This is a genomic window from Achromobacter sp. FW305-C-13 (assembly GCF_058783475.1).
In genome coordinates this window covers 279,036-300,626 of record NZ_JBYSYN010000003.1, presented here as the reverse complement: position 1 = coordinate 300,626, position 21,591 = coordinate 279,036, and the positions used below count along the sequence as shown (strand labels likewise).

Annotated in this window: 21 protein-coding genes; 6 read left to right on the top strand and 15 right to left on the bottom strand. The window is 63.4% G+C overall.

Annotated features, from left to right (window positions below; translation table 11 throughout):
• Window positions 1–14 precede the first annotated feature (14 nt).
• Window positions 15–617, top strand: coding sequence for a dihydrodipicolinate synthase family protein (locus AC3WMU_RS20340; protein WP_492282879.1), 603 nt, complete (start codon window positions 15–17; stop codon window positions 615–617).
• Here the strand turns inward: AC3WMU_RS20340 and AC3WMU_RS20335 are convergent.
• The 3 genes from AC3WMU_RS20335 to icd form a co-directional block, all read right to left on the bottom strand.
• Entirely contained in the window at window positions 595–2,136 is a 1,542-nt protein-coding gene (locus tag AC3WMU_RS20335) for a methyl-accepting chemotaxis protein (protein ID WP_088587779.1), read from the bottom strand. The genes AC3WMU_RS20340 and AC3WMU_RS20335 overlap by 23 nt on opposite strands.
• 216 nt (window positions 2,137–2,352) lie before the next feature.
• Complete coding sequence (locus tag AC3WMU_RS20330; RefSeq protein WP_424922718.1) at window positions 2,353–3,618, bottom strand: O-antigen ligase family protein; 1,266 nt, start codon at window positions 3,616–3,618, stop codon at window positions 2,353–2,355.
• Between the two features lie 117 nt (window positions 3,619–3,735).
• The gene (gene icd, locus AC3WMU_RS20325; RefSeq protein ID WP_006217809.1) at window positions 3,736–4,992 is read right to left on the bottom strand and encodes an NADP-dependent isocitrate dehydrogenase; all 1,257 of its coding nucleotides are present in this window, start codon (window positions 4,990–4,992) and stop codon (window positions 3,736–3,738) included.
• 283 nt (window positions 4,993–5,275) lie between these two features.
• Here icd and AC3WMU_RS20320 point away from each other — a divergent pair, with 283 nt between their 5' ends.
• Window positions 5,276–5,701 (top strand): DUF1841 family protein, encoded by a 426-nt coding sequence (locus tag AC3WMU_RS20320; protein ID WP_006223558.1) that lies wholly within the window; start codon window positions 5,276–5,278, stop codon window positions 5,699–5,701.
• A gap of 71 nt (window positions 5,702–5,772) precedes the next feature.
• On the opposite strand, the gene AC3WMU_RS20315 is transcribed toward AC3WMU_RS20320, so the two are convergent.
• Together AC3WMU_RS20315 and AC3WMU_RS20310 are read right to left on the bottom strand one after the other, a co-directional pair.
• The gene (locus AC3WMU_RS20315; protein WP_088587777.1) at window positions 5,773–6,135 is read right to left on the bottom strand and encodes a c-type cytochrome; all 363 of its coding nucleotides are present in this window, start codon (window positions 6,133–6,135) and stop codon (window positions 5,773–5,775) included.
• Between the two features lie 11 nt (window positions 6,136–6,146).
• Window positions 6,147–6,500 (bottom strand): c-type cytochrome, encoded by a 354-nt coding sequence (locus AC3WMU_RS20310; protein WP_006217806.1) that lies wholly within the window; start codon window positions 6,498–6,500, stop codon window positions 6,147–6,149.
• A 178-nt stretch (window positions 6,501–6,678) separates the two neighbouring features.
• Here AC3WMU_RS20310 and AC3WMU_RS20305 point away from each other — a divergent pair, with 178 nt between their 5' ends.
• Both AC3WMU_RS20305 and AC3WMU_RS20300 read left to right on the top strand, forming a co-directional pair.
• Complete coding sequence (locus AC3WMU_RS20305; protein WP_006223556.1) at window positions 6,679–7,560, top strand: AAA family ATPase; 882 nt, start codon at window positions 6,679–6,681, stop codon at window positions 7,558–7,560.
• 25 nt (window positions 7,561–7,585) lie between these two features.
• Window positions 7,586–8,758 (top strand): vWA domain-containing protein, encoded by a 1,173-nt coding sequence (locus tag AC3WMU_RS20300; protein WP_280025867.1) that lies wholly within the window; start codon window positions 7,586–7,588, stop codon window positions 8,756–8,758.
• Between the two features lie 71 nt (window positions 8,759–8,829).
• Here AC3WMU_RS20300 and AC3WMU_RS20295 read toward each other — a convergent pair whose 3' ends face one another.
• From AC3WMU_RS20295 to AC3WMU_RS20285, 3 genes are all read right to left on the bottom strand, one after another.
• Window positions 8,830–9,387, bottom strand: coding sequence for a GNAT family N-acetyltransferase (locus AC3WMU_RS20295; RefSeq protein ID WP_492282878.1), 558 nt, complete (start codon window positions 9,385–9,387; stop codon window positions 8,830–8,832).
• 102 nt (window positions 9,388–9,489) lie between these two features.
• Entirely contained in the window at window positions 9,490–9,867 is a 378-nt protein-coding gene (locus tag AC3WMU_RS20290) for a hypothetical protein (protein ID WP_088587775.1), read from the bottom strand.
• 249 nt (window positions 9,868–10,116) lie between these two features.
• Complete coding sequence (locus AC3WMU_RS20285; RefSeq protein ID WP_280025868.1) at window positions 10,117–10,716, bottom strand: GNAT family N-acetyltransferase; 600 nt, start codon at window positions 10,714–10,716, stop codon at window positions 10,117–10,119.
• Window positions 10,717–10,825: 109 nt separating this feature from the next.
• Here AC3WMU_RS20285 and AC3WMU_RS20280 point away from each other — a divergent pair, with 109 nt between their 5' ends.
• Both AC3WMU_RS20280 and AC3WMU_RS20275 read left to right on the top strand, forming a co-directional pair.
• Window positions 10,826–13,582, top strand: a complete 2,757-nt coding sequence (locus tag AC3WMU_RS20280; protein WP_280025869.1) for a M16 family metallopeptidase — start codon at window positions 10,826–10,828, stop codon at window positions 13,580–13,582.
• 287 nt (window positions 13,583–13,869) lie between these two features.
• Complete coding sequence (locus AC3WMU_RS20275; RefSeq protein ID WP_006223550.1) at window positions 13,870–14,259, top strand: DUF4148 domain-containing protein; 390 nt, start codon at window positions 13,870–13,872, stop codon at window positions 14,257–14,259.
• Between the two features lie 459 nt (window positions 14,260–14,718).
• Here the strand turns inward: AC3WMU_RS20275 and dnaJ are convergent, their stop codons facing one another.
• The 7 genes from dnaJ to hrcA form a co-directional block, all read right to left on the bottom strand.
• Window positions 14,719–15,852 carry a molecular chaperone DnaJ gene (gene dnaJ, locus AC3WMU_RS20270; RefSeq protein ID WP_006223549.1) on the bottom strand — a complete coding sequence of 378 codons (1,134 nt, stop codon included), beginning with the start codon at window positions 15,850–15,852 and terminating at the stop codon, window positions 14,719–14,721.
• 109 nt (window positions 15,853–15,961) lie between these two features.
• Complete coding sequence (dnaK, locus tag AC3WMU_RS20265; protein WP_006223548.1) at window positions 15,962–17,887, bottom strand: molecular chaperone DnaK; 1,926 nt, start codon at window positions 17,885–17,887, stop codon at window positions 15,962–15,964.
• Window positions 17,888–17,967: 80 nt separating this feature from the next.
• The gene (locus tag AC3WMU_RS20260) at window positions 17,968–18,372 is read right to left on the bottom strand and encodes a thioredoxin family protein (RefSeq protein WP_006223546.1); all 405 of its coding nucleotides are present in this window, start codon (window positions 18,370–18,372) and stop codon (window positions 17,968–17,970) included.
• Window positions 18,373–18,389: 17 nt separating this feature from the next.
• Entirely contained in the window at window positions 18,390–18,947 is a 558-nt protein-coding gene (gene grpE, locus AC3WMU_RS20255; protein WP_088587769.1) for a nucleotide exchange factor GrpE, read from the bottom strand.
• 123 nt (window positions 18,948–19,070) lie between these two features.
• The gene (locus AC3WMU_RS20250) at window positions 19,071–19,307 is read right to left on the bottom strand and encodes a hypothetical protein (RefSeq protein WP_006223544.1); all 237 of its coding nucleotides are present in this window, start codon (window positions 19,305–19,307) and stop codon (window positions 19,071–19,073) included.
• Complete coding sequence (hemH, locus tag AC3WMU_RS20245; RefSeq protein ID WP_006223543.1) at window positions 19,297–20,421, bottom strand: ferrochelatase; 1,125 nt, start codon at window positions 20,419–20,421, stop codon at window positions 19,297–19,299. Before hemH ends, AC3WMU_RS20250 begins: the two co-directional genes overlap by 11 nt.
• A gap of 45 nt (window positions 20,422–20,466) precedes the next feature.
• Entirely contained in the window at window positions 20,467–21,471 is a 1,005-nt protein-coding gene (gene hrcA / locus AC3WMU_RS20240; protein WP_006223542.1) for a heat-inducible transcriptional repressor HrcA, read from the bottom strand.
• Between the last annotated feature and the right edge of the window lie 120 nt (window positions 21,472–21,591).

The following is a 21,591-nucleotide window of genomic DNA, read 5'->3' as shown; positions in this document are numbered from 1 at the left end:
CCGCCTGGACAAATATGCGCCCGCGGGCTATCTGGTGCCCCCCCCCCTACTACCTGGGACCGTCGCAGCCGGGCATTCTGTGGCACTACCGGCAGATCGCCTGGGCGACCGAACGGCCCATCATCCTGTACAACATCCCCAAGCGGACGGGCGTCACCATGACCGTCGAAACCATGGAAACCCTGGCGCTGTTGCCCAACTTCACGGCGGTCAAGGAATGCAACCCGTCGGTGCTGGCCACCTTGAACGCGCGCGGCAAGTTGGACGCACTGTGCGGCGAAGACCTGGCGCTGCTGGACCACTGGCTGGCCGGCGGCCGCGGCGCCATTCCGGCCGCGGCGCACTTGTTCCCCGAGCGCTACGTCGAAGTCATGCAACTGGCGCGCGACGGCCACGCCGAAGCGGCGCGCGAGCTCTTCGAACCCTTGCGTGGCCTGATCCGGCTGCTGTTCGCCGAACCGAACCCGGCCCCACTCAAACGCGCCCTGTCCCTGCAAGGGCTGATTGCCGACGAACTGCGCATGCCCATGATGCCGGCCAGCCGGGAACTGAGCCCCCGGCTGCAACGCGCCATGAGCGCGGTCCAGGGTTCCCCTAGCCGGCTGCAGACAGCTTGAAGATGGACACGGCGCGGGCCAAGTCGTCGGCCTGCTCGTGCAGCGTGGCTGCCGACGCGGCGAATTCCTCGACCAGCGCAGCGTTCTGTTGCGTCACGCTGTCCAGATGCGTCACGGCCTGATTGATCTGCTCGATGCCCACGCTCTGCTCGGCCGACGCCGTGGCGATCTCGCCCATCAGCGGTGCGCTGGTGGCGGCCGATTCCAGCACGCTGCCCATCGTGGCGCTGGCCTGCTCGACACGCTGGCTGCCACGCGCCACCGACTCCGACGAGGTTTCGATCAAGCCCTTGATTTCCTTGGCGGCGGTAGCCGACCGCTGCGCCAGCGCCCGGACTTCGCCCGCCACGACCGCAAACCCGCGTCCCTGCTCGCCCGCCCGCGCCGCTTCCACGGCCGCGTTCAGCGCCAGGATGTTGGTCTGGAACGCAATGCCGTCGATCACGCTGATGATCTCGTCGATGCGCTGGGAGCTGTGCGAGATCTCACGCATGGCGTCGATGGCGTGCTGCGTTTCTTCGCTGCCCTGGCGCGCCAGTTGCGCCGCTTCCCCGGCCAGCGAACTGACCTCGCGCACATGCTCGGCGCTTTGCTTGGCCGTCGCGGTAATTTCTTCCACGCTGGCGGCCGTCTGCTCCAGGGCTGCGGCCTGCTTCTCGGTGCGGTCCGACAGATCCATGCTGCCCGCCGCGATCTGGCGCGACGCCGCCGCGATCGATCCCGTGGACTGCACAATGGTGCGCACGGCGGCGTCCAGCCGTTCCTGCATCCGCGCCATGGCGTCGAACAAGCGGCCGATCTCGCCGCGATGGTGGCGCGACACGATGCTGGACAAATCGCCATTGGCCACGCGTTCGCACAGCGCCACCGCCTCGTCCAGCGGACCGATGACATGCGTGCGGAAAAAGCGCAGCGCGGCGATCAGCACCAAGGCCAGCAAGCCCAGCGTCACGGCGCCCTGGCGCCACAGCGTGCCGTAAAAAGCGGCGTCCACATCGTCCACATACAGGCCGGTGAAGATCAGCCACCCCCAGTCGGCGTCATATGTCGCGTAACTGATCTTCGGCAGGGCCTCGACCTCGCCGGGCCGCGGGAAACGGTATTGCACATAACCCCCGCCCGCCTTGCCCCCGGCGTACAGGTTTTCAAAGATCGGCAGGCCGTCGACGTCTTTGATGGCGCGCACGTTCGTGCCCACGAGCTTGGCGTCGGGGTGGACCAGCAAGGCGTAATCGTCGCCGAAGACGCCCACATACCCGTCGGCGCCGTAGCGCAGTTGCGCCAACCGCCGCGCCACGTTGCGCTTGGCGTCGGCCAGGGGCATGCCCTCGCTGACGCTCTGCTTGCCGTTGCGCAGGATGCCGGCGGCCAGGTCCAGGACGTGGCGCAGTTCCGTCTTGCGCTCGGCCACCATTTCGGTGCGGCGTTGCCACGCGTCCCAGGCGCCCAGAACCAGGACGGCGGCGCCGATGGCGAACACGAACCACAGCAGTTCCCTGCGCAGGCTGGAATTTTTCACTGGCTCTCCTCTTAGTGCCCTCTCCCGCCCGTGAAACCATTAGCGGCAGAATGTGACGGTTTATGTATTGCGTTCCGTCAGGATACGGGGACACAGCAGGGTTTTCACCAAGTCGAAGCATCAAGCTTGATCTAGCGCAACCCCATAAGAAAAACGCAAGGCGGGTACGCCTTGCGTTCAGGGAGGTCTGGCTGGCGCGGACGTCCCCGCGGGTTGTCAGCGCGGCGCCACGGCCGGTGCGGCGCGGGCCGCACGGGGAGTCGTCAACGCAATCAACGTCACGACGATCAGTGAATAATTCGGCACGCTGCGCATGTTGCGGAACATCATTTCGGTCAGGCTGAAGGCGCAATAACCCAGGCAGAACAACAGCCCCAGTTGCGCGCCCACGCGGATCACCCGGTCATCGCTGGCCAGCCGCCGGAAGAAGATGGCCGCAGGCAGCAGGTACAGCGTCAGGATGCTCAGCAACCCCAGCAGGCCGTAGCCGGACAGGGCCGCCAACATGTCGTTGTGGGGTTCGCCAAACCCCTCGACGACTTCTTCCGTCACGATGTCCTGCTTTTGCAGTGCCAGCAATTCATCGCGGAACTTGCTGGGGCCGACGCCCACGATCGGGCTTTTCTCGAACATCAGGATCGATGCGTGCCACAGCTGAAGCCGGATGCCGAAGGACGTATCGCGGTTGGCCGACGTGGCGAAACCCTCGACGTCATGCGAGATCTCCTGCATGCGGCTGCTGAACGTCCAGATGGCGGCGGCACTGGCAGCCAGCGCCACACAGACGGCCAGCGCGCAATAAGCCTTGTGCCGGCCCTTCCAATTACGCAGGCCCAAGAGGAAAACCAGCCCCAGGATCGGCAGCAGCATCCAGCTGCTGCGTGTCTCGGATACCCAGGTAGCAGCCACCGTCAGCGCAACCGCCAACAGCTTCACCGCCGTCTCGATACGCGGCCAACGCGTGCTGGGGCCCCAGCCCAGGGACAGCAGCGTCATGCCGCCGAACAGCAAGGTCAGATTCGCGAAAGCCACAGCGTTGTAGCGCCCGCCGACATCGACCATCGCCCCGCGCCCCTCGGTTTCCATGGTCACGATCAGCAGTGCAGCACCGGCCAGCGCCCCGGCAAGAATGCTCCATTCCACCGCTTTCAACCACCGCGTCGGCGCGCGCAGCAAGAGCCACAATACCGGGACCGCCAACGCAAACCGCAGCAACTTCTCCAGTTCGGAATTACTCCACACCCCCCGAACCAGGAATGTGGAGAACATACAGGCCAGGGGCAATAACAGCGCAAGCGCCATGGGCCACATGGCCTTGAAGTCCATGGGCTCGTAGTGCTTGACCGCATTGGCGATCAAGGCGGCCAGCGCTATCGCTCCGCTCAAGTAGACGACGGCGGGCCCCCCCACCGGACTGGTCAATGCCAGAGCGGGGACCAGCAATACAAGCCATGTGGCCAGGGATACATACAATCGGGGCACAGCAATCAACCTAATGGGAAAACGGAAGCGCAACGCGCATCCTGCGGGTCAGGTAGACAAAACCCGCCCGCCATGACGGCGGGCGGGTTCTGCAAGACTCGCGGGGTAAACCGGAAATTACATGTTTTCGATCATGACCTGGCCAAAGCCCGAGCACGACACCTGCGTCGCGCCTTCGAGCAGTCGGGCGAAGTCGTACGTGACCTTCTTGGACAGGATGGATTTTTCCATGCTGGAGATGATCAGGTCAGCCGCTTCGGTCCAGCCCATGTGGCGCAGCATCATTTCGGCCGACAGGATTTCGGAACCCGGGTTCACGTAATCCTTGCCCGCATACTTCGGCGCCGTGCCGTGGGTAGCTTCGAACATGGCGACCGAGTCCGACAGGTTGGCGCCCGGCGCAATGCCGATGCCCCCCACTTGCGCGGCCAGCGCATCGGAAATGTAGTCGCCGTTCAGGTTCAGGGTGGCGATCACGTCGTACTCGGCCGGACGCAGCAGGATCTGCTGCAGGAAGGCGTCGGCGATCACGTCCTTGACGATGATCTCGCGCCCCGTCTTCGGATTCTTGAACTTGCACCACGGGCCGCCGTCGATCAATTGGGCGCCGAATTCCTTTTGCAGCAATTCGTAGCCCCAGTCACGGAAGCCGCCTTCCGTGAACTTCATGATGTTGCCCTTGTGCACCAGCGTCAGTGACGTGCGATCGTTGTCGATGACGTATTGCGCGGCCTTGCGCACCAGGCGCTCGGTGCCTTCGCGCGACACGGGCTTGATGCCGATGGACGACGTATTCGGGAAGCGGATCTTTTTCACGCCCAGCTTGGTCTGCAGGAACTGGATCAGTTCCTTGGCCTGCTCGCTTTCGGCCATGTATTCGATGCCCGCATAGATGTCTTCCGAGTTCTCGCGGAAGATCACCATGTTGGTCTTCTCGGGCTCGCGCACCGGGGACGGCACGCCCTTGAAGTACGCCACCGGGCGCAGGCAGACGTACAGGTCCAGCTGTTGGCGCAACGCCACGTTGAGCGATCGGATGCCGCCGCCCACCGGGGTGGTCAGCGGGCCCTTGATGGACACCACGTAGTCTTTGACGACTTCCAGGGTTTCATCGGGCAGCCAGACGTCCGGGCCGTAGACCTTGGTGGCCTTCTCGCCGGCATAGACTTCCATCCAGTGGATCTTGCGCTTGCCGCCGTAGGCTTTCTGCACTGCCGCGTCGACGACCTTGATCATCACCGGGGTGATGTCGGCGCCCGTGCCGTCGCCTTCGATGAAGGGAACGATGGGCTGTTCAGGCACATTCAGCGAGAAATCAGCGTTGACCGTGATCTTCTGGCCGCCAGCGGGAACCTTGATATGTTGGTAGGACATGAATGCTCCATTTGCTCCGGGTGGTTTTTCTGCAAGCGCCGCATCGGAAAGCGTCCGATTCCGCGGGGAAACCGCCCTCGCGAACCGCACACCGGATGGCGGATACCGATCAATTCTATATCGCAAAGCGGCCGTCCGACCCCACGGCCCAGATGGATGCCTGAAAAAAGGCCCCTGCTACGCTCACTACCTGACTTCGCTACCTCCCGAAGGGGCTTTTCCCCCCCAGGGACAGCCCGGCGGTAAAATAACGTTTCTATAGCCCGTATTCCCTTCCCCGCAGATGTTCAATCCTTCCCGCGACCAAGTCCGCGAATTCTTCATCGACACCTGGCGCAAGCACCGCGCCAACGAGGTGCTGACCCCGCTCGAGGCCATGGCGCTGGACTGGATCATCGAGCATCCCGAATACCACGGCGATCTGGAAAGCCCCGATGCCATGACCATGGAATATGCGGTGGAAAAGGGGCGCACCAACCCCTTCCTGCATCTGTCCATGCACTTGGCGATTGCAGAGCAGTTGTCCATCGACCATCCGCCCGGCATCCGCCGCGCTTACCAGCAACTGACGGCGCGCTCCGATGCGCACCAGGCGGCGCACGAGATCATGGAATGCCTGGGCCAGGTCGTCTGGGAAGCGCAGCGACTGGGCACGCCCATGGACAGCGACACCTACATCGACCTGATCCGTCGCCGCGCCAGCCTGTAAAGGCGCGCCGCCCACAATAAAAAACCCTCGGGTATCCCCGAGGGTTTTTTATTGCGCCAAGCCGCCAGGGCTTACTTGCGCACGCCCAAATCGCTGGGCAATGACGCCAGCCACGCAGAGACGTTGGAGATGTCCTGGTCGGACAGCTGGGTCGCGAAAGCACCCATGATGGGGTTCTTGCGCACGTTGGCCGTGGCCGCGCTGCCGGAGGCGCCGCGCTTGTACGCCTTCAGGGCGTGGACCAGGTAGTCGGCGTGCTGGCCTGCCAGCGTCGGATAGGCGGGGTCTACCGCCGTCTTGGCATCGGCGCCGTGGCACGATGCGCAATTGAACTTGTCGAAGACGGCCTTGCCGGCCGCCAGATCCTGCGCCTGGGCGGCAGTGCCTGCAAAGGCCAAGGTCGCGCCCGCAAGGGCAAGCATGGTGCGGTTCATGTGTTTGCCCCTTATTTGAGATTCGAGTAGTACGCGGCCAGATCGGCAATGTCCTGGTCGGACAGGCTGCCGGCAATGGCGTCCATCGTGGGATGGCTGCGCGCGCCTTTCTTGTACTCGTTCAGGGCAGTTTCGATGTACTTGGCGTTCTGGCCAGCAATCATCGGCACGTGATAGAGCTCGGGAAACGTCGCCTTGTAGCCTTCGATGCCGTGGCAACCGATGCACATGGAGACTTTGTCTCGGGCGTTTTGGATGTTGCCGACAGGCGCTGCGTCAGCAGCAACAGCCTGGCCGGCGATCGCACAGGATGCCATCGCGGCCAACACGGAAACCGTGCACTTCAGAGAGGTTCGCAACTTCATTGGAATGGCTCTTCTTGGTATGGCTTAAGGACTAGGGCCTGCATCACACGAAAAGGCCCCCTGCAAACACGTTGCGGGTCGAACCCAACTGCAAAACCGCCTGATTGTACGATAATTGCTCAGGATTAATACCTTACGATGGTATTGATCACCGTCAATCCTCGGAAGCCATCAGACAATGTCCGCAGCCCAGTCCGCCCCCTCCACCTCGCCTGCCCGCTTCAACGGAACCGACAGCTACGTCGCCACCGACGACCTGAAGCTGGCTGTGAACGCCGCCCTGACCTTGCAGCGGCCGCTGCTGATCAAGGGCGAGCCCGGCACGGGCAAGACCATGTTGGCCGAAGAAGTGGCGCGCGCGCTGGGCCGCCCCCTGCTGCAATGGCACATCAAGTCCACGACCAAGGCGCACCAGGGCCTGTACGAATACGACGCGGTGTCGCGCCTGCGCGACTCGCAGCTGGGCGACGAGAAAGTCCGCGACATCCGCAACTACATCGTGCAAGGCACCTTGTGGCAAGCCTTCCAGGCGGACGAGCCGGTGGTGCTCCTGATCGACGAAATCGACAAGGCCGATATCGAATTCCCCAACGACCTGCTGCGCGAGCTGGACCGCATGGAATTCCATGTGTACGAAACGCGCGAGACCATCGCCGCGCGGCACCGCCCGCTGGTCATCATTACCTCAAACAACGAGAAGGACCTGCCCGACGCGTTCCTGCGTCGCTGCTTCTTCCACTACATCCGCTTCCCCGACCGCGAGACCATGCGCGACATCGTCGCCGTGCACTATCCGCACCTGAAGCAGGACGTGCTACGTGCCGCGCTGGACACCTTCTTCACGCTGCGCGACGCACCGGGGCTGAAGAAAAAGCCGTCCACGTCCGAACTGCTGGACTGGCTGCGCCTGCTGCTGGCCGAAGACGCCACGGCCGCCGAAATCGACGCGCACACCGCCACCGCGGTGCCGATGATGGCCGGCGCGCTGTTGAAGAACGAACAAGACGTGCACCTGCTGGAGCGCCTCGCGGCCATGACGCGCGGCGGTCAGCGCCGTTGATCCTGCAGCTACCGGCGGCCCGCACATGCTGATCGACTTCTTCTATCACCTCCGGGCGCACAAGCTGCCCGTCTCGGTCCAGGAATACCTGACTCTGGTGGACGCGCTGCGCCAGGACCTGATGGCGCCCACGCTAGACGAGTTCTACTTCCTGGCGCGCGCCACGCTGGTCAAGGACGAGTCGCTCTACGACCGTTTCGACAAGGCCTTCGGCGCCTATTACAAGGGCATCGAAGCCGCCTTGCCGGCAGGCAAGGACATTCCGCTGGACTGGCTGATCAAGCAGTTCGAGAAAAGCCTGTCGCCCGAAGACAAGGCCGCCATCGAAAAGCACGGCTGGGACAAGCTGATGGAGCTCTTCAAGGAACGCATGGAAGAGCAGAAGGAACGCCACGCGGGCGGCAGCAAATGGATCGGCACCGGCGGCACCTCGCCGTTCGGCAACGGCGGCTACCACCCGGAAGGCATACGCGTGGGCGGCGCATCGGCCGGCAACCGCACGGCGGTCAAGGTCTGGGACATGCGCCAGTTCAAGGACTACGACGATCAGGTCGAACTCGGCACGCGCAACTTCAAGGTGGCGCTGCGCCGGCTGCGGCGCTTTGCGCGCCAAGGCGCCGAGCTGGAACTGGACCTGGACGACACCATCGCCAGCACCGCGCGCAACGCCGGCCACCTGGACTTGCGGATGGTCCCCGAACGCCACAACACCGTGAAGGTGCTGATGCTGCTGGACGTGGGCGGCAGCATGGACGACCACATCGGGCGCGTCGAAGAGCTGTTTTCAGCGGCCCGCAGCGAATTCCGCAACCTGGAAGTCTATTACTTCCACAACTGTCCCTACGAAAGCCTGTGGCAAAGCAACCGCCGGCGCCAGAACGAACGCTTCGACACCTGGGACGTACTGCGCAAGTACAACCCGGACTGGCGGCTGATCATCGTCGGCGACGCCACCATGAGCCCCTACGAAATCCTGCAGCCCGGCGGCTCGGTCGAGCATTACAACAAGGAACCCGGCGCCGAGTGGATGCGGCGCTTGCTCGACGCCTGGCCCAAATCGGTCTGGTTGAATCCCGAGCCCACCGCGTCGTGGCAGTACCGCCAGTCCATCGCGCTGATGCGCGACATCATGCAGGACCGCATGTACCCGGTCACCGTCGCCGGCCTGGAACAAGCCATGCGGGTGCTATCCAAGTAGGATGGGTGAAGCGCGAGTAGAAGCTCCGCAAAGACCGCGAGCTTCAGCGCGCGTAACCCATCGTGCGGCCGTCAGCCATCCACCGGCGCTTCAGGCGTATCCAGCGTCAGCTGATAAAACGCCAGATCCAGCCAGCGGCCGAACTTGAACCCGGCTTCCTTGATCGTGCCGGCATGCTTGAAGCCCAGCTTCTCATGCAAGCGGATGCTGCCCTCGTTCGACGCGTCGATGCCGCCAACCAGCACGTGCACCTGATTGACGCGCGCACGCTCGATCAGCACGCGCATCATGGCCTCGCCCAGGCCCATGCCGCGGAACCGCCCGTCGACGTAGACCGAATGCTCCACCGAATATTTGAATGCGGGCCACGCGCGAAACGTGCCGTAGCTGGTAAACGCCATCAACTCGCCCGCCGCGTTCTCGAAACCCACCACGGGAAAGCCGCCTTGCTGCTTGGTCTGGAACCAGCCCTGCATCGCCTCGCGCGGCCGCGGCTTGTAGTCGTAGAGCGCCGTCGAGTTGACGATGGCGTCGTTGAAGATGGCCAGTATCTGGTCCGCATGGCGTTCATGCGTGCAGTCGACAAGGATGGCGCCATCCGGCGCGAAAGTTTCAGCGGGCGAGGTCATTGAAAAATTGTACCGGTCGCGCCTGCGCCACGACACGCGTCCGTCACAAAAAAAACCGGCGAATCCGCCGGTTCAGTGAGTTGCTGCCGCTTCTGGCCACTCTCAGGCGGCGCGGCTCTCCACAGATCGGTGGGCGGCGGCTGCCTGGCGCAGGCCAGGACACTGCCGCCAGGAAAGCTCATCGGCGTCCATGTCCAGGTCGAACAGGTCATTGGCAGCCGGCCAGGGATGACTGCGCGCTGCGGCGCCTTCCATTTCCAGCACATGTCCGGCAAACCCGCGGGGCGAACCGCCGCACTCCGCGAAATACCGTTGAGTGCTCAGGTCCACGACATAGGTGGTCATGTCATGCGTCAATATGGCCACGAATTGGCCGTCATCACTGGCATAGGCGTACTGAAATTGCCCTTTGATCCCGTCGCCGCTCAGGGCGCTACCGGTCAATTGGGACAAGGCACGCGTGACGATCTCGGTCAGCATGGGTCGTTCCTCCGAAAAATGCGCCGGCAGGATGCCGGCAGCGAAGGCGCGAACGACAAGCACCGGCGCCGCGCTTGCGGCGGCGTCTGGCGTTGGACGGGAAGCCGGTAGACGGCTGTCGCGCATCCCGTCGGCAACAGCTACTACGTTCTTCAAAGCTTACACCCGCACGCGGACCGACCTCAAATTTGCCTTGTGCGCTAAGGATGTTGCATTGCAGCACCCTATGGCGTCGCGGCTTTCCGGCCCTTATGCGGCCGCAACCGGCGGCCCGCCTGACTCTGCGTCACCCTTTTCCTGCAGGCGCCATTGCGCCTGGCCCATGCGGTACAGCACATGGCGTCGCAGCGGATGGCCTTCGGGAACGGCGGGATGATCGAAGGGATCGGCGTCCTCCTGCATGCCCAGGCGGGCCATCACCGCACGTGAACGCTGGTTGCCCACCGCCGTGAACGCCACGATCTCGCCCAACCCCACTTGCTCGAACCCGACGCGCAGCGCGGCCAGGGCGGCTTCGCTGGCGTAGCCGCGCCCCCAGAACGGCTGGGCCAGGCGCCAGCCGACCTCCACGCCCGGCGCAAACGGCAACACGGGCGGCATCGGCTTGATGCCCACAAAGCCCACGAAAGGCGCCACGCCGGGCGCCTCGACCGCCCAGAAGCCCCAGCCATGCTCGTCGATGCCTGCAGCCAACCGGTCGGCCAGCGCGTCGCTTTCCGGCGCGGACAGCGGCAGCAGGAACTCCGTCACGCGCGGGTCCGCATTCATCTCGGCGAACGGCCTGCGGTCGTCAGCGCGCCACTGCCGCAGCACCAGGCGTGGCGTTTCAACTTCCAGGGATAAAGACATATCGGATTTCCTTGCGGTTGGCCGGGGGCCGCTGCCTGGGATCGGCCCTTGAACCATTGCCAACGTATACACTCCAACGGATTCTGCCATGCCAAAGGAATTGTCTGCCATGCGCCTGTCCCTATCGAAGCTGCCGCGCCCGCTGGGTGTGCTGCTGTTTTCCTCCTTTATGGCCTTCCAGGCCGGCGCCGCCAGCCTTCCGGCCGGCGTCTCGGAGGCCGCCTCGATTGAAGGCATCACCGAATACCGCCTGGCCAATGGCCTGAGAGTGCTGCTGGTCCCCGACGAATCCAAGCCCTCGACCACGGTCAACATGACCTATCTGGTCGGCTCGCGCAACGAGAACTACGGCCAGACCGGCATGGCGCACCTGCTCGAACATATGCTGTTCAAGGGCACGTCCACCACCCGCAACGCCATGGGCGAGTTTTCGCGCCGCGGCCTGCAGGCCAACGGCTCGACCTCCAGCGACCGCACCAACTATTTCGCCAGCTTCGCCGCCAACCCCGAGACCCTCAAGTGGTACCTGGGCTGGCAAGCCGACGCCATGGTCAATTCCCTGATCGCCAAGGAAGACCTGGATTCGGAAATGACCGTGGTCCGCAACGAAATGGAAAGCGGGGAAAACAGCCCCTCCCGCATCCTGATGCAGAAGATGCAGGCCGCAGCCTTCCAGTGGCACAGCTATGGCAAGAACACCATCGGCGCCCGATCCGACGTGGAAAACGTGGACATCGGACAGCTGCGCGCTTTCTATCACGAGTACTACCAGCCGGATAACGCCGTGCTGATCGTGGCCGGCAAGTTCGACCCGCAAGCCACGCTGGCGGACATCGAGGAAACGCTGGGCAAGCTGCCCAAGCCGGACCGCAAGCTGCCGCCCGAATACACCGTGGAACCCGTGCAGGACGGCGAACGCTCGGTCACGCTGCGCCGCACTGGCGGCACCCCGCTGGTCGCTGCGATGTACCACATCCCTGCCGCCGGCAGCCCCGATTTCGTGCCGCTGGACCTGGCCACCGTCATCCTGTCCGACACGCCGTCGGGCCGCCTGTACCATGCGCTCGTCGCCACCAAGCTGGCCTCGGGTGTGTTCGGTTTCACCATGGAAAACCGCGACCCGGGCCTGGCGATGTTCGGCGCGCAACTGCCCCCCGGCAAGAATCTGGACACCGCCGTGCAGGCCCTGACCAGCACGCTGGAAACGCTGGGCAAGAAGCCCTTCACGCAACAGGAACTGGATCGCGCGCGCAGCAAATGGCTGACGGCATGGGAACAGACCTATAGCGATCCCGAACAAGTCGGCGTGGCGCTGTCCGAAGCCATCGCCGCGGGCGACTGGCGCCTGTTCTTCCTGCAGCGCGACCGCGCGCGCAAGGCCTCGCTGGCCGACGTTCAGCAAGCCGCCGTCACCTACCTGGTGCAAAGCAACCGCATCGAAGGCCGCTACATCCCCACGGAAAAGCCCCTGCGCGCGCCGCAGTTGCAGCGTGAAGACCTCACCGCCGTGTTCAAGGACTACAAGGGCGATCCGGACTTCAAGGCCGCGTCCGCCTTCGATCCCACCCCTGCCAACATCGACAAGCTGACCCAGCGCAAAAAGCTGGACCTGCCCAATGGCCCGGTTCAACTGGCACTTCTGCCCAAGGCCACGCGCGGCAACCGCGTGCAGGCCCAGATGCTGATTCAGTTTGGCAACGAAAAAGACCTGCTGGGCCAGCGCGTGAATTCCAGCGCCGTGGCCGACCTGCTGACTCGCGGCACGGCCAAGCTGTCGCGCCAGGACATCCAGGACCGCCTGGACAAGCTGCAAGCCGAACTGGGTTTCAGCGGCGGCGGCACCACCCTCAAGATCGCCATGTCGACCAAGGGCGAGAACCTGCCTGAACTGACCGCCCTGGCGCTTGATATCGTCCGCAACGCCAACTTCCCGAAGGAACAGCTCGAGGAATACCAGCGTCAGCTTGAAACCTCGATCCAGAACGCCATGACCGAGCCTTCGGCCCTGGCCGGACGCGCGCTGGCCCGTCAGGACAATCCGTGGCCTGCCGACGACCTGCGCTATGTGCCCACGTTCGAAGAATCGCTTGCCAGCGTGCGCGGCCTGAACCGCGAGGCGCTTGCCAAGTTCCACGCCAAGTTCTACGGCGCGGGCAAGATCGAATACTCGGCCGTTGGTGACTTTGAGCCGGAAGCCGTGGAAAAGGCCATCAAGGCCGGTCTGGCCGGTTGGAAGAAAGCGCCCGCCTACACGCGCGTCGGCAACCCGTACCGCGACATCCCCGCCAAGCAGTTCGACATCGACACGCCCGACAAGGCCAACGCCTTCTACGTCTCCCGCATGCCGCTGAAGCTGCAAGACACGGACGCCGATTACGCCTCGCTGTACCTGGCCAACTACCTGTTCGGCGCTTCCGAAACCTCGCGCCTGTGGAACCGCGTGCGTGAAACCGAGGGTCTGTCCTACAACGTCCGCAGTTCGCTGTCGGTCTCCTCGTTCGAGCCCAGCGCCAGCTGGACCATGTACGCCATCTACGCGCCGCAGAACCGCGAACGCCTGGAAAAGGCCATCAACGAGGAACTGGCCCGCGTCTTGAAGGAAGGTTTCTCGGAAAAGGAAATCTCTGACGGCATCAACGCCCTGCTGAACTACCGCAACCTGGCCCGCGCGCAAGACGACGTGCTGGCCGGCACGTGGCTGGATTACCTGCAGCGTGGCCGCACGTTCGAATGGTCAGCCGAGATGGACAAGAAGATCTCGGCGCTGACGCCCGACGCGGTCAATGCCGCCCTGCGCAGGTATCTGCGCCCGGATGGCTTCAGCACGGCGGTCGCCGGCGACTTCAAAAAGAAAGCCGCCCCCTGACACCCCGCTTCTGCAGTACCGGCCCCTGCCTTGGCAGGGGCTTTTTTTTGCATGATGAAATGCCGGCCCTCCGGGTGTTCTGACCTTCGTATTTACAAAACCATGCCATGGGCGGGGAGATTTCTGCCTAACCGATTTATTACTCGGTTATTTGGAAAGATGTTTTCAGGGAATACGGGTTTATCCCAGGTGGGATAACGCGCAGAATTCAGTCATCGGGAACAAACAACGAACCACGACGGAGGGCCGCCGGATTCGGTACCCACTGACAAGATTGGAGGTCTACCATGAAAACCCTAACCACCACCCTGCTGCTATCCCTGGCCCTGGTTGGCGTTGGCGCCCAAGCCGCCGGCGTTGAACAAGGCAAGACCAGCGCCCAAGTCGCGACCGAACTGCAACAAGCCAAGGCTACCGGCCAATACACCTTCGGTGAACTGGACTACCCGCCCGCCCTGCCGCAAGGCGCCAGCCTGAGCTCGCAAGAAGTGCAAGCCCAGCTGCAGCAAGCCAAGGTCAGCGGCCAGTACACGTTCGGTGAACTGCAATACCCGCCCGTCGCCGCAGCACCCGCCGCCGTCAAGACGCGCGCCGAAGTCCAGCAGGAACTGGCCCAAGCCAAGGCCAGCGGCCAATACACGTTCGGCGAACTCGAATATCCGCCGATCACCCGGTGAGCTGCTTGCTGTAGCCCGGCCGGCCTCAGGCGGCATCATGGCTTGGGGCCGGTTTTTTCGGTACAGCGGCAACCGCAGTAGCAGTGCCTGAGTAGTACCCAAGCAGTACCTAAGCAGTAGCGCAGTACCTAAGCAGTAGCGCAGTACCTAAGCAGTAGCGCAGTACCTGGCAGTAAAGCAGTACCCAGCAGTAGATGTAGCAGAAGCAGTACTGAGCAGTCGCAGCACCTAGCAGTCGCAACACAAGTAGTAGTAGTGGCAACACCTAGCAGTAGCAGCACCTGCAGTACGGCCGCGGCGTCACAGCCGCGGCCTTTTTATTGCGCGGGAAGGCTGAAACGCGAATCCTGCCCGAAGAAATCCGCCGCGGGTCGCACGCCTCATCAGCCCCGATTCCACGATCGACAGCCAAAAAAAAGCCGCGACACAGGTTCGCGGCTTTTTCATGCTTCAAGCGATTCAGCTGAAGAATTCCTTCACGCGGTCCGTCCAGGACTTGCTTTGCGGCGAGTGGCGGTCGCCCCCGTCGTTCAGCGAGGTCTCGAACTGGCGCAGGATGCTCTTCTGGTCTTCGCTCAGGCGCACCGGCGTTTCCACGACAACGTGGCAGTACAGGTCACCCGGATAGCTGCCCCGCACGCCGCGGATGCCCTTGCCGCGCAGGCGGAAGGTCTTGCCCGACTGCGTGCCTTCGGGAATCGAGATCTCGGCTTTGCCGCCCAGCGTGGGCACCTGAAGCTCGCCGCCCAGCGCCGCCGTGGTGAACGGGATGGTCAGCTCGCAGTGCAGATCGTCGCCGTCGCGCTGGAAGATCTTGTGCTGCTTGATGTGGATTTCCACATACAGGTCGCCCGGAGGGCCGCCGTTGATGCCCGGTTCGCCATTGCCGCTGGAGCGGATGCGCATGCCGTCGTCGATACCGGCCGGAATCTTGACCTGCAGGGTCTTGTTGCGGCGGATACGACCCACGCCGTCGCAGGACGGGCACGGATCCGTGATTTCCTTGCCGTTGCCGTGGCAGGTCGGGCAGGTCTGCTGCACGCTGAAGAAGCCTTGCTGCATGCGCACGGCGCCCGAACCGCCGCAGGTGCGGCAGGTCTTGGGCGAGGTGCCGACCTTGGCGCCGGAGCCGTGGCAGGTGTCGCAGTTTTCCCAGCTGGGTACGCGGATTTCGGTGTCGAAACCGGCCGCGGCCTGTTCCAGCGTGATTTCCAGCGCGTACTTCAGGTCGGCTCCGCGATACACCTGCGGGCCGCCGCCACGACGGCCACCACCGCCCCCGCCGCCGAAGATTTCGCCGAAGATGTCGCCGAAGGCGTCGGCAAAGCCGCCGCCCATGCCCGCCCCGCCCATGCCGGCGGAGTTGGGGTCGACGCCCGCATGGCCATAGCGGTCATACGCGGCGCGCTTCTGTTCATCACCCAGGACCTCGTAGGCTTCCTTGGCTTCCTTGAACTTCTCTTCGGCTTCTTTGCTGTCCGGATTACGGTCCGGGTGGTACTTCATGGCCAGCTTTCGATAGGCCTTCTTGAGTTCGTCGTCCGAGGCGTTTTTCGCTACGCCCAGAACTTCGTAATAGTCGCGTTTTGCCATGATCCGTGGGCTCAAAAACGAGCCATCTTTTCAGTGCTACAGAATGAGTTCGCCCGGTAGGCGGATTTCTCCGGCTACCGGGCGGCAGAGGCTGGTCAGCGCCCGGCCATTATTGGTCGCGCTTGACTTCCTTGAAGTCGGCGTCGACCACGTTGTCGTCCACCGGCTTCGCGTTGTCGGCCGCTTGTTGCTGGCCGGCGGCTTGTTGCGCCTGCATATCGGCGTACATCTTCTCGCCCAGCTTCTGCGATGCGGTCGACAGGGCTTCCACCTTGGCGTCGATCGCGGCCTTGTCGCCTTCCTTCAGCGTGTCTTCCAGGTCCTTGATGGCGGCTTCGATGCTTTCCTTTTCGGAAGCCTCGAGCTTGTCGCCGTACTCGGTCAACGACTTGCGGGTGGCGTGCACCAGCGCGTCGGCCTGGTTGCGCGACTGGGCCAGTTCGGCAACGCGGTGATCTTCCTCGGCGTTGGCCTCGGCATCCTTGACCATGCGCTGGATCTCGTCTTCCGACAGACCCGAGTTGGCCTTGATGGTGATCTTGTTTTCCTTGCCGGTGCCCTTGTCCTTGGCGGACACGTGCAGGATGCCGTTGGCGTCGATGTCGAACGTGACTTCGATCTGCGGCATGCCGCGCGGCGACGGCGGGATCCCTTCAAGGTTGAACTCGCCCAGGGCCTTGTTGCCCGCAGCGATTTCGCGCTCGCCCTGGAACACCTTGATCGTCACGGCCGGCTGGTTGTCGTCAGCGGTCGAGAAGGTCTGCGAGAACCGGGTCGGGATCGTCGTGTTCTTCTGGATCATCTTCGTCATCACGCCGCCCAGGGTTTCGATACCCAGCGACAGAGGCGTCACGTCCAGCAGCAGCACGTCCTTGCGGTCGCCCGACAGCACGGAACCTTGGATGGCGGCGCCAGCGGCGACGGCTTCATCGGGGTTCACGTCCTTGCGCGGATCCTTGCCGAAGAATTCCTTCACCTTTTCCTGGACCTTGGGCATGCGGGTCATGCCGCCGACCAGGATCACGTCGTCGATGTCGGAAACCTTCACGCCGGCGTCCTTGATGGCGACGCGGCAGGGCTCGATCGTGCGTTCGATCAGTTCTTCGACCAGCGCTTCCAGCTTGGCGCGCGTGATCTTCAGGTTCAAGTGCTTCGGGCCCGAGGCATCCGCCGTGATGTACGGCAGGTTGATTTCGGTCTGCTGAGCGGACGACAGTTCGATCTTGGCCTTTTCAGCGGCTTCCTTCAGGCGTTGCAGCGCCAGCACGTCCTTGGACAGGTCAACGCCTTGTTCCTTCTTGAACTCGGCAATGATGTAGTCGATGATGCGCTGGTCGAAGTCTTCGCCGCCCAGGAAGGTGTCGCCGTTGGTCGACAGCACTTCGAACTGCTTTTCGCCGTCCACGTCGGCGATTTCGATGATGGACACGTCGAACGTGCCGCCGCCCAAGTCATACACGGCGATCTTGCGGTCGCCCTTTTCGGTCTTGTCCAGGCCGAACGCCAGCGCGGCAGCGGTGGGTTCGTTGATGATGCGCTTGACTTCCAGACCGGCGATGCGGCCGGCGTCCTTGGTGGCCTGGCGCTGGCTGTCGTTGAAGTAGGCGGGCACGGTGATGACGGCCTCGGTCACTTCTTCGCCCAGGTAGTCCTCGGCGGTCTTCTTCATCTTGCGCAGCACGTCAGCCGACACTTGGGGAGGCGCCATCTTCTTGCCGCGCACTTCCACCCAGGCGTCGCCGTTGTCGGCGCGGGCAATGGTGTAGGGCATCAGGTTGATGTCCTTCTGCACTGCCTTTTCTTCGAACTTGCGGCCGATCAGGCGCTTCACCGCGTACAGGGTGTTGCGCGGGTTGGTCACGGCCTGGCGCTTGGCGGGTGCGCCGACCAGGGTCTCGCCGTCGTCCATGTAGGCGACGATCGAGGGAGTGGTGCGAGCGCCTTCCGCGTTTTCAATGATTTTGACCTGCCCGCCGTCCATGACAGCCACGCAGCTGTTGGTCGTGCCCAGGTCAATGCCAATAATCTTGCTCATGGTGGGTACCTTGAATTAAATCTATGAAAATAGAGGGAAACTTCTTGTCCCCACATAACTGGGGCTACTCGCAGGGTTTTTCAAGACGCCTGGCCGGAATTTTCCGCACCCGGGTCCTGTAACCGCTGGATGGCCGCCGTGAACTGGGGCAATCCGGGCCAGCCGGTGATGCGTCCAAGCCGCTTTCCGGCCCGGTACAGCACAAAAGTGGGGACACCATGCAGGGAAAAGCGGCGGCCCAGGGGCTCGTCGGCGTAGACGTCGGCCTCGAACCAGGTCAGGCCCAGCCCCAGTAACGTCTCTTGGTGCAGCAACGCCGCCTGCTTGAAAAGATTGCAGTTGTAGCAATCCTGGCCCCACAGGAACACGCAACGCAAATCCGACCCCGGCGCCTGGACCACGGCAGCATCGAATCCCGCGGTGTCGACATGACGCATGCCGAACACCTGGAAGACCTGAGCCGGATCGAAGCGGGGATCGGTCATGGCGCGCAGAGCCGCGATCAGCCTTGGCCCGCGGACACCACCACCAGCGCCGGGCGCAAGGTCCGGTCGGCGATGGCGTAGCCCTTCTGCAGCAGCTGCAACACGGTGTTGGCAGGCTGTGCGTTGGGGATCGACGAGATGGCTTGATGCAGGTGCGGATCGAACTTGTCGCCCTGGGCCGGCGCGATTTCCTTGAGCAGATTGCGCTCGAAGGCCGCGGCCAATTGCTTCAGGGTGACTTCAACGCCTTCACGCAACGTTTCAACGGTCTGGTCGGGCTGGGCCAATGCGGCTTCCAGGCTGTCCTTGACCGGAACCAGGCTTTCGGCGAACGACTCGATGCCGAATTTGCGCGCCTTGGACACTTCTTCCTGGGCGCGGCGGCGCACGTTCTCGGCTTCGGCGTGCACACGCAGAAGCTGGTCGTGCTGCTCATTGACGGTAGCCTGGGCGGCGTCCAGTTGGGCGCGCAACTCGTTCAGCTCGGCCTGCGCGGCGTCCTGGGCGGCGGGGGCCGCGTCGGCGTTCTGGCCGACTTCGGGCGTCTGATCTACAGGCTCGTGGGGTGCCGTCATGGGGAATCCTCCAAAAAGAATGGCTTTCGCAGACATGAATGGGGGCCAATACCCCTATTTCAAGCCCGGGAAAGCGAAATATTCCCTGACGGCGCCCGCCCGGGTCCCGGGCGGAGCGACCGCTTACTTCTTGTGGGGCTGCGCCGGCGCGACGGGGTCGCTGGCGGGGAAGCTTTCTTTCAGCGCGCGGTCGACGTGCGCGTCGTCGTCATCCGGTTCGGACCGGATTGCGATGGGGTCGCTGGCCGGAAAGGTCTCGGCCAGGGCTTCGTCCAGATCGTGCTCGACCTGATCCTCATCAACAGGGGTGGAAACCGTCCCCTTTTTTACTGCCTTACCGCTCTTGGGATCATGGTGCATGCGCCTTCTCCTTCAAGTCCGTGGGGGCCCGGGATGTCAGCGGCCAGCCCTGCAAGTTCCGTTCCACCATGCCGGCCAGGCCGGCAATCCAGGCCGGATCGTCATTCAAGGCGGGGATGTATCGGAACTGCGTGCCGCCTGCCTCGACAAACGCGTCGCGGCATTCCAGGCTGATCTCTTCCAGGGTTTCCAGACAGTCTGCCACAAATCCCGGACACACCACATCCACCTCCGTCACCCCCGAGGCCGCCAGCGCCTTGAGCGTAGGTTCGGTGTAGGGCTCCAGCCAGCGGGCAGTGCCGAAACGGCTCTGGAACGTCACTTCGATCTGTTCGCGGGGCAAGGACAGCCGCTGCGACAACAGGCGCGCCGATTCCATGCAATCGCGGTAATAGGGGTCGCCCAGCTCGATCGAATAGCGCGGCAGGCCGTGAAAGCTCATCACCAGCTTCTGCGGCTTGCCATGTTCGCGCCAAAAGGCTTCGATGCGCGCGGCCAGCGGATCCAGCCAGGCCGGGTCTTCATGGAAGCGCTTGGTAAAGCGCAGTTCGGGCTGGTCGCGCAGACGGGCGGCGTGACGGGTCACCGCGTCGACCACGGTGGCCGTGGTGCTGGCGGCGTACTGCGGATACAGCGGTACGGTCAGGATGCGCTCGCAGCCCGCGGCCCGCAGGCGCGTGATCGCGTCGGGGATCGACGGGTTGCCGTAGCGCATGCCCAATTCCACTACCGCGTCGATGCCCGCCGCGTGCAAAGCCGCGCGCACGCCATCGGCCTGGCGCTGGCTGTAGACCATCAGGGGCGAACCCTCTTTAAGCCACACCCCGGCATAGCGCGGCGCCAGCTTCTTGGGGCGCAAGGTCAGCACCAGCCCGTGCAGGATGGGCTTCCACAGGTAGCGGGGGATTTCGATCACACGGGGGTCGGACAGGAATTCGCCCAGGTATTTCTTGATGCCGGCCTTGTCCGGCGTGTCCGGGGTGCCCAGGTTCACCAGCAGCACGCCAACCTTGCCGGGCCCGCGCGGCGGCGGATCTTCATTGAAGGGGTCGTCCTGCTCGGTTTCCGGCAGATAGCGTTCAGGCCACAGGTACTTGAACAGACGAAGAAACACAAAAACTCCCCTTCCTCCGCAAGGAGGATGTAGCTTTGAATGGACCTACTGGTTGTGGCTGAGGGCGTTGGACAGCAAACGCGCCGTGATGTCCACGATGGGAATGACGCGCTCGTACGCCATGCGGGTGGGACCGATCACGCCCAGCGTGCCCACCACCTTGCCGTCCACGCCGTAGGGCGCGGTAATGACCGACACTTCTTCCATCGGCACCAGTTGCGAGTCGCCGCCGATGTAAATCTGCACTCCCTGCGCGCGGCTGGACACGTCCAGCAGCTGCAGCAGGTCGGTCTTCTTTTCGAACAGCGAGAACATCTTGCGCAACCGGTCCATGTCGGACGCGATGTCCGTCACGTCCAGCAGTTTGCGTTCGCCGGAAATGATCATGGCGTCGCCGTCTTCGGCGGCTTCGGCGCTGGCCTCCACCGCTGCCTGCATCAGGCGCGAGATGTCTTCGCGCAGTTGGGCAAGCTCGGTGGACAAGGTCTGGCGCACCGCATTGAAGGACTTGCCGGCGAAATGCATGTTGAAGAAATTGCCGGCTTCCAGCAATTCGGCTTCGACGTAATCGCGCTGCACGAACAGGATGCGGTTCTGAACGTCGCCGTCGGGCGTGACGATGATCAGCAGCACCCGCTTGTCGGACAGCCGGATGAATTCGATCTGGCGGAACACCTGGGCGCGCTTGGGCGTAAGCACCACGCCGGCGAACTGCGTCAGGTTAGACAGCAGCGCGGCCGCGGCATTGACGGCGCGGGTGGGTTCGGCGGCCGACAGCATTTCGCCCATGTTGTGCGGTTGCAGCTGATAGGACTGCACGGCCAGCAAGGAATCGACGAACATGCGATAGCCCCGCGGCGTGGGGACACGGCCGGCGGACGTATGCGGGCTATGGATCAGCCCCAGCTCTTCCAGGTCCGCCATCACATTGCGGATCGTGGCCGGGGACAAGTCGAAGACTTTCGATAGCGTCCGCGAGCCGACTGGCTGCCCATCGGCGATGTAGCGTTCTATCAACGCTTTCAGTAGTGCGCGTGCGCGGTCATCCATAACAGGTATTTTAGGGAATCTTTTCCACTTAAGGCGATTTTTGTCCCGCAAGCAGATATGCGGCCCCATATAATCGGCTAATCAGCCCCCCTCCGGGCGGGTTTCGGCTTTCTGGGTTTA